The sequence below is a fragment of the Rhodobacteraceae bacterium D3-12 genome, from assembly GCA_025916135.1.
Taxonomy (GTDB): domain Bacteria; phylum Pseudomonadota; class Alphaproteobacteria; order Rhodobacterales; family Rhodobacteraceae; genus JAKGBX01.
In genome coordinates, this window is record CP104793.1 from 2,326,221 (window position 1) to 2,339,740 (window position 13,520).

General features: G+C 59.1%; 13 protein-coding genes. All 13 read left to right on the forward strand.

Annotation, left to right across the window (positions count from 1 at the left end):
- The first annotated feature begins 6 nt into the window (after nucleotides 1–6).
- The 13 genes from N4R57_11415 to N4R57_11475 all read left to right on the forward strand — a co-directional run bounded on the left by N4R57_11415 (nucleotide 7) and on the right by N4R57_11475 (nucleotide 13,513).
- Nucleotides 7–882, forward strand: coding sequence for an allophanate hydrolase subunit 1 (locus N4R57_11415; GenBank protein UYV35681.1), 876 nt, complete (start codon nucleotides 7–9; stop codon nucleotides 880–882).
- Nucleotides 872–1,843 (forward strand): biotin-dependent carboxyltransferase family protein, encoded by a 972-nt coding sequence (locus N4R57_11420; protein ID UYV35682.1) that lies wholly within the window; start codon nucleotides 872–874, stop codon nucleotides 1,841–1,843. The genes N4R57_11415 and N4R57_11420 overlap by 11 nt, the downstream gene beginning before the upstream one ends.
- A gap of 175 nt (nucleotides 1,844–2,018) precedes the next feature.
- Nucleotides 2,019–3,254, forward strand: a complete 1,236-nt coding sequence (locus N4R57_11425) for a signal peptide prediction (GenBank protein UYV35683.1) — start codon at nucleotides 2,019–2,021, stop codon at nucleotides 3,252–3,254.
- Nucleotides 3,251–4,291, forward strand: a complete 1,041-nt coding sequence (locus tag N4R57_11430) for a GntR family transcriptional regulator (GenBank protein UYV35684.1) — start codon at nucleotides 3,251–3,253, stop codon at nucleotides 4,289–4,291. Before N4R57_11425 ends, N4R57_11430 begins: the two co-directional genes overlap by 4 nt.
- Nucleotides 4,292–4,466: 175 nt before the next feature.
- Entirely contained in the window at nucleotides 4,467–5,549 is a 1,083-nt protein-coding gene (locus N4R57_11435) for an ABC transporter ATP-binding protein (GenBank protein ID UYV35685.1), read from the forward strand.
- On the forward strand, nucleotides 5,549–6,415 hold the full coding sequence (locus tag N4R57_11440) for an ABC transporter permease (GenBank protein UYV35686.1): 867 nt from the start codon (nucleotides 5,549–5,551) through the stop codon (nucleotides 6,413–6,415). Before N4R57_11435 ends, N4R57_11440 begins: the two co-directional genes overlap by 1 nt.
- Nucleotides 6,416–6,418: 3 nt before the next feature.
- Entirely contained in the window at nucleotides 6,419–7,270 is an 852-nt protein-coding gene (locus N4R57_11445; protein ID UYV35687.1) for an ABC transporter permease, read from the forward strand.
- Complete coding sequence (locus N4R57_11450; protein UYV35688.1) at nucleotides 7,267–7,983, forward strand: SDR family oxidoreductase; 717 nt, start codon at nucleotides 7,267–7,269, stop codon at nucleotides 7,981–7,983. The genes N4R57_11445 and N4R57_11450 overlap by 4 nt, the downstream gene beginning before the upstream one ends.
- The gene (locus tag N4R57_11455) at nucleotides 7,980–8,735 is read left to right on the forward strand and encodes an SDR family oxidoreductase (GenBank protein ID UYV35689.1); all 756 of its coding nucleotides are present in this window, start codon (nucleotides 7,980–7,982) and stop codon (nucleotides 8,733–8,735) included. Before N4R57_11450 ends, N4R57_11455 begins: the two co-directional genes overlap by 4 nt.
- Nucleotides 8,736–8,802: 67 nt before the next feature.
- Nucleotides 8,803–10,026: an extracellular solute-binding protein gene (locus tag N4R57_11460; GenBank protein ID UYV35690.1), complete on the forward strand. Its 1,224-nt coding sequence runs from the start codon at nucleotides 8,803–8,805 to the stop codon at nucleotides 10,024–10,026.
- A gap of 69 nt (nucleotides 10,027–10,095) precedes the next feature.
- Nucleotides 10,096–11,202, forward strand: coding sequence for an ABC transporter ATP-binding protein (locus N4R57_11465; protein ID UYV35691.1), 1,107 nt, complete (start codon nucleotides 10,096–10,098; stop codon nucleotides 11,200–11,202).
- 9 nt (nucleotides 11,203–11,211) lie between these two features.
- Nucleotides 11,212–12,564: an amidase gene (locus N4R57_11470; protein ID UYV35692.1), complete on the forward strand. Its 1,353-nt coding sequence runs from the start codon at nucleotides 11,212–11,214 to the stop codon at nucleotides 12,562–12,564.
- Nucleotides 12,565–12,610: 46 nt separating this feature from the next.
- Entirely contained in the window at nucleotides 12,611–13,513 is a 903-nt protein-coding gene (locus tag N4R57_11475) for a polysaccharide deacetylase (protein ID UYV35693.1), read from the forward strand.
- Nucleotides 13,514–13,520: the final 7 nt, after the last annotated feature.

Consider the following 13,520-nt stretch of genomic DNA (forward strand, 5'->3'; position numbering starts at 1 on the left):
CAAACCGTGAAAACACGTTATACCTACGGTGGCGACGAACATATCTACGTCGAGATCGACGATGAAATGTCGCTGGATGCATTTTTCAAATCGCTCTCGATGAGCAATGCAGTGCGCGATGCCAATATCAAAGGCGTCACAGAAATCTGCCCCGCAAACGCGTCCTTTCAAGTGCGTTTTGACCCTGATGTCATCGCGCCCGACGAGATGATGAAAAAGGTGCAGGAGCTGGAGCACAAGGCCGGAGATGCCGAGAAACGCCTGAAAACCCGGATCATCGAAATCCCGGTCTACTACCAAGACCCTTGGACCCACGAAACGCTCATGCGCTTCCGCGAGCGCCATCAGGATCCCTCGGGCACCGATCTCGACTATGCGGCGCGGATCAACGGGTTTGACTCTGTTGACGGCTTTATCGAAGCGCATCATTCGCAGCCGTGGTTCGTGTCGATGGTTGGCTTTGTGGCCGGGTTGCCCTTCCTCTACCAATTGGTCGAGCGCGAAAAACAGCTGCAAGTGCCGAAATACCTGCGCCCGCGCACCGACACCCCCAAACTCACGGTTGGCTATGGCGGCTGCTTTTCCTGTGTCTACTCCGTGCGGGGGGCTGGCGGCTATCAGATGTTCGGCGTGACCCCGATGCCAATCTTCGACCCCGAACAAAAGCAAAGCTACCTCAAAGACTTCATGGTGTTTTTCAAACCGGGCGACATCGTGAAATGGAAACCCATCGACCGCGCAGAATATGACCGCATTCTCGCAGAGGTCGAGGCCGACACCTATGTGCCGCGCATCGCCGAAGTCGATTTCGATCTCGAAGCCTTCAACGCCGATATGCCTGGCACCAACGCCAAACTGATGGAGGCACTCAATGTCGCTTAAAGTCATTCAACCGGGCCTCTCGACCTCGATTCAGGATCTGGGCCGACCGGGCTATTTCCACCTTGGCATCCCGATTGGTGGCGCGATGGACCGCTTTGCAATGCGTGTCGCCAACATGCTTGTCGGCAATCCCGAAGGTGCCGCTGGCCTCGAAGTCGTGTTCATGGGCCCCGAACTCCTGTTCGAGTCGGACGCTCTGGTCGCTGTGACCGGTGCGACCCTCCCGGCAAAGGTTGACGGCGTTGTCCAAGACGGCTGGACCGCATTTGCCGTCAAAGCGGGCCAGACCCTGAGCTTTGATTTCCTCAAATCCGGCGCGCGCGCCTATATCGCAATCAGCGGCGGGATCGACACGCCCACCGCGCTTGGCAGTCGCTCGACCTATCCCATCGGCGCGCTCGGCGGCATCGAAGGGCGCAATATCGGCGCCGGTGACGTGATCCCCTTGGGCGAAGCTGACATGATTGAACCGGGGCTAAACGTCCCTGCTGAACTGCGCAGACTACCGGGCACACCGGCCGAGTTGCGCGTGCTTCCCGGTCTTTATTGGCACCGACTCACCCCGGCTGCACAGCAAGGTTTCTTTGATGACGACTGGACCGTCGCGCTCGAAGCCGACCGCATGGGGTACCGCTTCAAAGGTGGCGAACCACTGGAATTTGTCGACCGCGAACAGCCCTTCGGTGCGGGCGCCGATCCTTCCAACATCGTCGATGGCTGCTATTCCTATGGCTCTATCCAAGTGCCGGGCGGCTTGGAGCCGATTGTCTTGCACCGCGATGCGGTGTCGGGCGGTGGCTATTTCACGCTCGGGGCGATTATCTCGGCCGACATGGATCTGATCGGGCAATTGCAACCGCATACCCCGGTGAAATTCCGCAAAGTGGACATGAACGAGGCCATTGAGGCCCGCGCCGAGCGCAAGAAAATGCTCGCTGCAGTGCGTGCCCACCTCGGCTAAACACCAAAAAAACTGCGATCCGGCGGCTTGCTTTGCCCCAATCCGCCGGATCACACCCCTTGGCGCTTCTAAAGCGCTTCCTTGAAGCCAATCTGCATTTGAGTTCTGTTGCAACAGACCAAACATCTACGCCGGGGCAATGTCCTACCCCGCAAGAAGGAGAGCAGATCCCCACATGCCAGCCCGTTCCTCAAGCGCACATAAACTTGCCTCACCGCCAAACCACAAACGCCGTGTCCTTCGGGTTCGCGGAACCGATGTGACGCTGCTGGAAGAGGTGCGCAAAATGGCCGTGGCGGACCTCGGCTTTGACATCAAGCACGAGTCGCTCGACTTTCTCACCTGTCAGCACTTGGCGGCGGTCTCTCCTCAGGACTACGACATCTACGAACAATGTTTCCACAACCTCGACATCGTTTGGTATTGGGGGGCGCTGCAACCCATCGAGACCAACAGGATCAAGCAGTGGGACAATATCGGTGACCTCTCCAAAGCCGGCGGCATCAGCAAATACACTTGGCAGGGCCACGGCGACGCCCCGGTGCTCAAGCTATACGTCCAACCCGATAGCACATTGGGCCAGCAGCCGATGCCAACCATCAGCATGTTGCCAACCGCGCATAACGTCGACAGCTTTGGCTTTGATCGCCGCCTCTTCCGCGACGAACACCCCGAAGGGGCAAGCTGGGCGATGTTGCTCGACAGGCGCGCGCGTGGCCGCATCGCTTTGGTGGATGAGCCTGCAATCGGCATCTTCGACGCCGCCCTCGCCGCCGAGGCGAACGGCGATTTGACCTTTCAGGACATCGGCAACATGACGGTGGACGAGATCGACAGCCTCATGGCGCTTCTCGAAACCCTGCGGCAACAAGGCTTCTTCGCCGGAAGCTGGGTGTCCCCGGACGAGGCCGAGGCGTTCATTCTGTCAGACCGTGTCTCGGTCCAGAGCATGTGGTCGCCCTCCTACGGCAATCTGCGCGAGATGACGGGCGTGTTCTGCGAAAGCGTGCCACGAGAAGGCTATCGCGCGTGGCATGGCGGTGCCTCCCTCGCCCGCCATCTCAGCGGCGTAAAGCTGGACATGGCTTATGAGTATCTCAACTGGTGGCTCACCGGACCGGCTGGCGCGCTTATGGCACGCCGGGGCCATTACATGACCAATGTCGAAGGCGTGCGCGAATATCTCAGCCCCGAGGAATGGGGCTATTGGTATGACGGCGATCTGGCGCCCTGCGATCTCAAAGGACCAGACGGCAAAATTGTTGTCCGCGCAGGTCAACGCCGCCCCGGCGGTGCCTATCGCGAACGGGTCGGTCGGATCGCACTGTGGAACACCGTGATGGACGAATACAACTATGCCGCCCGCGCATGGAAGCGTTTCATGGCAGCCTTGGGAACAACCACAGCATGAGCATGAAACCAACCAGCCCGGGCCAAGAACCGCTTTATGAAACCATCAGCCGCGTTTTGCGGTACAACATTCAATCAGGCCGCTTGCCGGACGGGCTCGTCCTGATTGAAGGGCCGATCGCCAAGCTGATGCAGACCAGCCGCGCCCCCGTGCAGGCCTCGTTGCGGATGCTGAACGCCGAAGGGTTGATCCACCGCTTTCGTGGCCGCGGCTATCTGGTAGGAAACGGCGCAACCCCCCTCACCCCAAACCGCCGCCCCCTCGAAGAATTCGGCTTTGCCATCCCAGACGAGTCGCGCGCAGCTCTCGCAGTTCGTGGCACCTGGCAAAGAGTCTATGACAAGGTCGAGGCCGAAATAGCCGCCTGTCAGATTTTTGGCGAATTCCGGGTGATCGAAACCGAGCTGGCCAACCACCTCGGCGTCAGCCGCACCGTGGCGCGCGATGTTCTGAGCCGCTTGAACGAACGCGGCCTGATCCGCAAAGGGGCCACGTCGCACTGGCTCGCAGGGCCCCTCACCGCGCGCACTCTGCGCGAAAAGTTCGAGTTGCGCAGCATCATGGAACCCTCGGCCTTGAAACTGGCCGCCGAACATATCGACCACACCCAGATCACACAGGTCTGCGAACAGATCGAAAGCGGCAAGGTCAAGGACGCCGCCGAGCTTGAGGATGCGCTGATGCGCCATTGCCTTGGCCGTGCACCGAACAGCGCATTGGTTGAGATCATCAGCAACAATCGCCTGCTTTTGTCGGCAACGGATAAGGCGCTCAGCGATCTGGGTTTGCCCGTCGATCCGGTCGCGCTGGATCAATACGGAACACTCTTCGCACTCATCAGGTCAAATCAGATCAATGCCTCGACCGAGTTTCTAAAAGAGCACCTGCGCACCCTCGCCTTCAAGAGCCTCGCCCGACTCAAACTCGTCGCTCTAATCCCCGAGAGTGAGTCGCTCCCCCTACCTCATCCGCGTATAAAACGGATACCGAATTCAATATCCATTTTTGATTTGGCAAATATTAGAAAATTTCGCTGAAATTTGCGCTAATAGCGGATTTTCTCCTGAAAATTTTGCCAAAGATGACTATTGCCACGCAAGGCAATTAGCTATTTCATACTTTATACATTTTTAGACCGAGAACCGAAAATGCAACCTTTCGCGAACCGCGCGGCTGTTCGTTGACTGACTTCGCGACAAAAAAGAGGGCTCTATGACGCAAACCGACCCCATATTCCGACTGGAAGATGTGACGCGAAGCTATGGTGATCTGACCGCGCTGAACGGCATTGATTTCGTTGCGGAGGATAACAGCTACATCGCGCTCCTCGGGCCTTCAGGATCGGGAAAAACCAGCCTCCTGCGCGTGATCGCCGGTTTTGAAAAGCCCGACAAAGGCCGCATCTGGTTTCAAGGTCGTGACATCACCGACCTCCCCGCCCATGAGCGCGGCATCGGCTTTGTGTTTCAAAACTTCGCCCTGTTCCCGCACCTCACAATTTTTGAAAACGTGGCCTATGGCCTGCGCAACGGCGCCACCCGCGTCGACAATAGCGAAATCACCAGCCGCGTAGAGAGCGCCATTGAAATGGTCGGCCTCCAAGGTTTGGAAGATCGCAACCCGGATATGATTTCCGGCGGTCAGAAACAGCGCGTCGCGCTGGCCCGTTCGCTGGTATTGCAGCCCAAACTTGTTCTTCTGGACGAACCTCTGGGCGCGCTCGATGCCAACCTGCGCGAAAGAATGCAAACCGAACTGCGCGCCATTCGTGAGCGGCTCGATGTGACGTTCCTGCATGTGACCGGCAGCGAAACCGAAGCCTTGGCCATGGGCGATCAAGTCGCCGTTCTGGATCAGGGCCGGATCGTTCAGTACGGCACACCCGATGCCATCTACGACAGACCCGTAATTTCGGACGTGGCGCTTTTCCTGAACCGTTTCAACCTGTTCGACGGCGTCCTTAAGAGCGAAATCTTCACGGGCCCCTTCGGCGAAGTGCAGGTTGCAACGTCGCAACCCAACACCAGCGATGTCTACGCGATCCGCTATGACCGCACGCAAATCTTTGACACCGACGCAACCAACCTGCCGGGCCCCGCCCTGCCCGTTCGCTATCTTGCCAGCGAATATCTCGGCTCGTCGATCGTCTTTTTGTTCGAAACCAAAGACCACAAATCTGTCGAAGTCGATCACCACCTCAGCCTGGGAGAGCCGCGCGATCTTCAGGTTGGCGCAAACTACCTCCTGTCATGGGATCCCGAACAGGCAATCGTATTCGGGAAGGAGACCGCATAATGACCACCGAAAGCACCAACAGGCAAAAATCAAACGCGTTCCGGCTGCTCGCCCCGGGCGTTGTTTGGATGATCCTGTTCCTCGTCGCCCCGATCATGATGATCGTCTATGTTTCCTTCTGGACCCAGACCACCTTCTCGATCAACTCCACCCTTACCTTGGAAAGCTGGAAGAACTTCTTTGGCTCCGAGGCCTATGTCGGAGCCTTGTGGACGACCATTCGCCTATGGCTCATCGTCCTCGCAATGACCTTCCTGATCGGCTATCCGGCGGCGCTCTACGTCGGACTGCTGGTCAAAAGCAAAACTGTCTCGACCATCCTTCTGGTCCTTTGCGTTATCCCCTTCTGGACCTCTTTCCTGATCCGGGTGCTGGCCTGGCGGCCAATGTTGGGCAAGGAAGGCGCGATCAACATCATTTTGCAAAAATTCGGCCTGATCGACAGCCCGATTGAGGTGCTGTTGTTCTCGGAACTTTCCGTCATCATCGGCATGACACAAATCTACGTCGTCTTCATGGTCGGCCCGATTGCCTTCATGCTGGGACGTATCGACCGCAACATCATCGAAGCCGCCCGCGACTTGGGCGCAGGCTTCGGACGCATCTTCTGGAAAATCATCTTCCCGCTCAGCCTGCCCGGCGTCGTCGTGGGCGCGATCTTTGTCAGCGTCATGGTGCTGGGGGAATTCGCCACATCCGGTGCGCTTTCAGGACGCAAGGTGAACTTGTTGGGCAACATCATCGTGACCCAGGTTGGGTCTCTCAAATGGGCAATGGCCTCGGTCGTCGGAGTGATCCTGACCATCCTTCTGGGCATTGTCGTTGCAGGCTTCCTGCGCATCGTCGACTTGAAACGGGAGATTTGAGCAATGGAATCCAAAGTTCTTAAACCAATGCTCGGCGTCTATGTCGGCCTGTTCATTCTGTTCCTTTATGGCCCGTTCATCGTGCTGGGGATCCTGTCCTTCCAACAAGGCCCCGAAGGCGGCCCACAGTTCCCGATCATCGAATGGTCGACCTACTGGTACAAACACCTCTTCGGCCTGACACCGCCCTCACGCATCGCCCCTCTCCCGGTTGGCGAAGCCCTCATCCGCTCGCTTGTGCTGGCCTTCATGACCATGGTCACCTCAACAGTGCTCGGTGTCATGGCGGCACAGGCCTTCCGCAAGCGGTTCCGCGGCGCTGGCCTCGTCTTTTACCTCATCGTGCTGGGCATGATGGTGCCGGGTGTTCTCACTGGCCTTGGCACATCGCTTCTGGCCAACAACGTGGTCGGCATCGAGCGGCACTGGTGGAGCACAGCCTTCCTTGCGCATGTGGTCTACACCTTCCCCTTCGCCTTCCTCGTGATGCTGGCGATCCTCAACCGGTTCGATGGTTCGGTCGAAGAAGCCTCATGGTCGCTCGGCGTGTCCCCCATCAGGACGTTCCGCAAGGTGACCTTCCCGCTGATCTTCCCCGGCGTGCTCTCGGCCATGCTGTTCGCCTTCACGCTCAGCTTTGATGAATTCCCGCGCACTTTGTTCGCGTCGGGTCGGGATCAAACCTTGCCGCTGGCGATCTACGGGACCTTCTCGGTCGAAATCCACCCCAACATCTTTGCCTTCGGGGTGATGACCACTCTGTTCTCCTTCGCGCTTCTCTCGGTCTACGGCATCTTGATGGCCCTGAGCGTGCGACGCGCCAAGAAAGTCGCCATGCAGGAAGACATCTCATGAGTACCGTAATCGTCACAGGTGCAGGATCGGGTATCGGTCTTGCGGTCGCCAAAAAGCTCGCAGCGCTCGACTATAATGTTGTCGTCAACGACTACAACGCCGAGGCCGCAGAGAGTGCAGCTCAGGAAATCGGTGGTCTTGCCGTGCAGGGTGATGTCTCGGACGCCGCAGACGTTGCGCGGATGGTCGAGAGTTGCACAGCCAAATATGGCGCTCCGACCCATCTGGTCAACAATGCCGGCCACGTTCACCAAGCGCGGTTTGTCGATCTTGAGCCGGCCGATTTCGACCGGATGATCGCGGTGCATTTGCGCGGCACCTTCCTGTGTACACATGCGGTGCTGCCGCAAATGCTGGAACGCAAATCGGGTTGCATCGTCAATATGGCCTCGCAACTGGGTCAGATCGGCGGCATCGAACTGGTGCATTATTCGGCCGCCAAGGCGGGTATCATCGGGATGACCAAAGCGCTGGCGCGCGAGGTCTCTACCCAAGGGGTGCGCGTCAACGCCGTGGCCCCCGGCCCGATCAACACACCGCTGGTGCGCGCGCTGTCCGACGACTGGCGCGCAGCCAAGGCTGCCGAACTCCCCTTGGGCCGCTTTGGCGAACCCGAGGACGTGGCCGAGACCGTCGGGTTCCTTTGCTCGGACGCCGCGCAGATCTACGTGGGCCAAACCTTGTCACCAAACTCCGGAGACGTAATGCTATGACTTCAATCGCACTGATCACGGGCGCCGGTATCGGCATCGGGCGCGCAACAGCCAAGGCGCTGGCGGCGCGTGGTGACCATGTCGTGGTCACCGATATGCTCGAAGACGATGGCCGCAACGTGGTCAAGGAGATCCGCAAAGCCGGCGGCGAAGCCGAATTCCAACATCTCGACGTCACCGACACGGCCCGCGCGAATGCAGTCGTCAAAGACATCGAAACCCGCTTTGGCAAGATTGACACCATCGTTGCCAATGCCGGCATCGCCCATCGTGTGCCCCTCGAACAGCTGACCGATGAGAAATGGGATCAAACCTTTGACATCGACCTCAAGGGGATGCTCCGCGTAATCCGCCCCGCCGCTGCTGGAATGAAGGCACGCGGCTCCGGTTCAATCATCTGCCTCTCTTCGATCATGGGCGTTGCCTATGGCTGGGACGAACATGTGCACTACTCCGCCGCCAAAGCAGGCGTGGTCGGGCTGGTGCGCGGCCTCGCTGTCGAACTGGGCGGCCATGGCGTGCGCGTGAACGGCGTGGCGCCCGGATACATCCGCACAGCACAGCTTTTGTCGGAAAAACACTCCCTCGGGCCTGAAGGCGCCAAGACTGTGGGCGACATCGTCCCGCTTGGCCGCATCGGACAGCCCGATGATATCGCGGATGTCGTTGGCTTCCTGTCATCAAACGCGGCGCGCTATCTGACGGGACAAGTCATTACGGTGGACGGTGGGCTTATGGTCGGGCGCTACTGAATACGTAAGGAAGCAACGCCTTCCCAATCAACAACCAAAATTAACGACCACAACAAGGAGAAGACAAGTGACACACTCAAACCTTTCAAGACGCAACTTCTTGAAAACCACCGCAGGCTCCGCTGCGCTGGCCGCCGGTGGCATGCCATTTCTCGGCGCCCAACAGGCCTTCGCGGCCGATCTAGCCAGCCAAGAGCTTCGCACCGTGGGTCTTTCGGTGACCGTGCAGGAACGCATCCTGAACGACTTCAAAGAAAAAGCCGGCGTCGGCTCGGTCAGCGGCAAGGCTGACATTTTCCCCAACACCCAGACCGAAATCCTGTCCGGTTCGGATGCCTACGATTGCTGGGAAATCATCGGCGAACGGCTCGCGGCGATGGTCGCCACAGACAAACTGGCACCGATCCCGTCAGAGAACCTGAAAAACTGGGCCGGTATCCGCGACACCTTCACCACCGCCTCGGACCGCTGGGACCTCAACCGCCAGATCGTCGGCCAAATCTGGGAAGACGAAAGCCAGAAGCGCCTCAACATGGTGCCGACAGTCTATAACTACGACTCCATCGGCTACCGCCCTGATCTGGTCGACGCCGAGGAAGCCTCCAACTGGTCGTCGCTGTTCGACCCCAAGTTCAAAGGCAAAACCGGCCTCAACGTCGACCCGCTGATCGCCTTTGGCCAAGCGGTTCTTGCGATGAACGAACTAGGCCTTCTCGAAGTGTCAAACCCCGGCAACCCGGACGCCGCCGCCATCGAAGAAGCGGCCAAGTTCCTGATCTCCAAAAAGAAAGAGGGCCAGTTCCGCGCGCTCTGGGGTGACTTTGGCGAGTTGGTTAACCTTCTGGCTTCCGGCGAGATGGTCATCGCTGACGCATGGCAGCCCGCTGTTATGGCGGTCAAGGCACAGGGCGTTGAATGCTCCTATGCCACAATGAAAAGCGGTTATCGTGGCTGGGCGATCGGGGTGGCACCTCTCAAGACTTCGCCGAACCTCGAAGCGGTCGCGGCCTACGCCGACTACTGGCTCTCCGGCCCGCCCGCCATCGCGGTTTCCGAACAAGGCTACTATTCGCCAACCACGAACGTCAAAAACGTCATGGACCCCGACAAATACGCCTTCTGGTACGAAGGCAAGCCTTGGGTCGGCGAAACCGAGCGTGGCATCAAAGAAGGCAACCTGCGCGATGGCGGCTCGCTCGAAGAGCGCGCCTCGAACGTCGCCTACTGGCACCAGTGGCCGGATGAGTACGACCTCCTCATCCGCAAGTGGGACGAGTTCCTCTCCGCTTAAAACACCAACGGTTCAGCCGGCCCACCGGCTGAACCCACCCTTCCCCCTCTCCGAATAGGACGCTTTCCCTTGGCCTACGATCTTCAACTCACAAACATCTACAAGACCTACGACAATGGAACTCCGGCCGTCATCGACTTCAATATGGATGTCGAAAAGGGGGAATTCATTGCTTTCCTTGGCCCATCAGGCTGCGGCAAATCCACAACCCTGCGCATGATCTCGGGCTTTGAAACGGTGACATCCGGCGATCTGATGATCCGCGGCAAACGCGTGAACGATCAGCTCCCCGAAAAACGCCCCACCTCGATGATCTTTCAAAACTACGCGCTCTTTCCGCATATGAACGTGCGCCAGAACGTGCTTTTCGGGCTCGAAGTCAAAAAGATGCCGCGCGCCGAAGCCAATCGCGCCGTTGACAAGATCCTTGAAAAGCTGGGCCTGACCAGCATCGCCGATATGCCCACCGCCCGCCTCTCGGGTGGACAGCGCCAGCGTATCGCGTTGGCCCGCTCGCTTGTGGTGGAGCCAGACATCCTGCTGCTGGACGAACCACTTGGCGCGCTCGATGCGAACCTGCGCAAAAGCATCCAGAACGAATTGAAACTTCTGCAGCGCGACCTTGGCATCACCTTCGTCTTCGTGACCCACGCCCAATCCGAAGCGCTCGCCCTGTCCGACCGGATCGTGGTGATGAACGCAGGCCGCGTCGAACAAGTCAGCCCCCCGCGCGAGCTTTACACCCACCCCACCAGCCAATTCGTGGCCCGCTTTATCGGCTCCAACACCATCCTGCCCGGCACGGTCCGCGCGCACAAGGATGGCATCGTGATGCTGGACACGGCGTTTGGCACACTTGGCGGCGCCAATCGCGCAAACATCGACGCGCAAGAGGGCCGGGAAATGAGCATCATTCTCCCCGCCGAGGCCGTTGACCTCGTGCCCGCCGACGTGCCCGAGGCCGAAATGCGCGCCAACTTCGGGTCCAACGCGATCCCCTGCACCATCGAGCGGCTGCAAATCGTTGGCCATATCATGCAAATGGTTGTGCGGTTCGCAGACGGCAAACAGATCAACGTCGAAGGTCATGTCGACAAATACCGCAACCGGCTCAAGGCAGGAGCAAGCGCTTTCGTTGCGTGGAAATCCGCCAATGCCACAGTCATCGACCACTAGGGGGCTGAGATGGCTCACCTCACGGCAAGCAGGATCGCGGCAGACCTGCGCTCGGGCAAGCTCGACGCAGTCACCGTGACCGAACAGGTCTATGATCAACTGGCCAAGCACGGCGACGAAGCGATCTATATCGAAACAACCCGTGCGCGTGCTCTGGCCGAGGCGCAAGCTTCGCGCCTGCGCTATAAAGCCGGCTTGCCCGCAGGCCCGCTCGACGGTGTCCCCGTCGCTTGGAAAGACCTTTTTGACCTCAAAGGGCGCACAACCACCGCCGGGTCTTTGGTGACCAAAGACGACGCCCCGGCCAAGGCCGATGCACCCGTCGTCGCTCAGGCCCATCGGGCGGGACTTATCTCGACCGGCACCGTCAACATGACCGAATTTGCCTATTCCGGCATCGGCCTCAATCCCCATTACGGCACCCCGCGCAATACCCACGCGCCCGCCGGGCAAACCCGCAGCCCAGGTGGCTCTTCCTCCGGGTCCGGCGTTGTTGTCTCGGCTGGAATCGTACCCCTTTCGATGGGGTCCGACACGGGGGGATCAGTCCGCATTCCCGCGTCCTTCAACGGCGTCGTTGGCTACAAAACCTCGGCCGGGCGTCACCCGATGACCGGTGTCTTTGCCCTGTCCAAATCGCTCGATACCATCGGACCGCTGGCGCACAGCATTGCTGATTGCGCGCTTTTTGATGCGGTGCTTCGCGGCAAGGACGCCCCAGAAGCGCGCGCCGCAGACCCGTCAACGCTCTCCTTCGTCATTCCCGACGAAATCCTGTTCGACGGCCTGTCCCCGGCCGTGGCCAAAAACTTCGACGCCACCGTGGCACGGCTAGAAGCCGCAGGCGCACGGGTGAGACGGATATCGCTCCCCGAGCTTGCTGAACTGACCGGCCTATTTGCCGAGCACGGTTTTCTCGTCGCCGCCGAGGCGCTTTCTGTGCATGCCAAACGCCTGCAAAGCCCCGCCGCACAACTGATGGACGCCCGCGTCGTCAACCGTATCAGACAGGCCGAAACCATGAGCGCGCTCGACCTGATCGCCTTGCAACAGGCCCGCGCCAGAACCATGGCCTCCTCTGCTCGCCGGATCGGAAACGCTTTGGTGCTTTGCCCCACAACGGCCGTCACTGCTTGGGACACCGCCCCCCTTGAGGCGGACCAGCAAGCCTTCTCGCGCGCCAACGCCCTGACCCTGCGCAATACGTCTCTGGGGAATTTTCTCGACTGGTGTGGCGTGTCGATACCCAATGGCACCGATCCCGACGGGATGCCCACCGGCTTCCTCATGTCAGCGCCAACAGGACAGGACACCGCCCTGCTCTCCGCAGCACTGGGCTGCGAAGAGATCATCCGCGGGTAACTCCGCACCTAAAAAAACGACGACACAACGAAGAGGAGACTACAAAATGACCAAAAAGATCTATTGCGCGTTCGGCACGGATATCGACTCCGTCGCAGGCCAGATTGGCTCATACGGCGGCGGCGACTCGCCCAACGACATTCAACGCGGTATCTTTGCAACCGAAGTCGGCGTTCCGCGCTTGCTGCGCTTGTTCAAGAAATACGACATGCGCACCTCCTTCTTCATTCCCGGTCACTCGCTTGAGACCTTTCCAAAAGAGATGGACATGATCGTCGAGGCCGGCCACGAAATCGGCGCCCACGGCTATATGCACGAAAACCCCGTCGCCATGACCCCGTCCCAAGAAGAAGACGTGCTGGTCAAATCGATTGAGCTTATCAAAGGCCTCACCGGCGAAGCGCCCAAAGGCTATGTTGCGCCGTGGTGGGAAATGTCCAACGTGACAGCCGCCCTGCTCGGCAAATATGGCTTCTCTTATGACCACAGCCAAAGCTACCGGGACTTCCTTCCTTTCTATGCCCGCGTCGGCGACGAATGGAACGTGATCGACTTTTCCAAAACCGCCGGCGAATGGATGCACCCGCTCAAGCACGGCAAGGAAATCGACCTCGTCGATATCGGTGCCAACTGGTATGTCGACGACCTGCCGCCGATGATGTTCATCAAGAACGCGCCAAACAGCCACGGCTTTGTCAGCCCGCGCGATATCGAGCAGCTGTGGAAGGACCAGTTCGACTGGGTCTACCGTGAAATGGAATACGGCGTGTTCCCGATCACCATTCACCCCGACGTCGCTGGCCGCCCACAGGTTCTGTTGATGCTTGAGCGGTTGATCGAATATATCAACGGCCATTCCGGCGTCGAATGGGTGGATTTCAACACCATCGCCGATGATTTCCGCAAGCGCTTCCCCTTTGATAGCGACAAGCGCCCCGAAACCATCTGACGCCTTC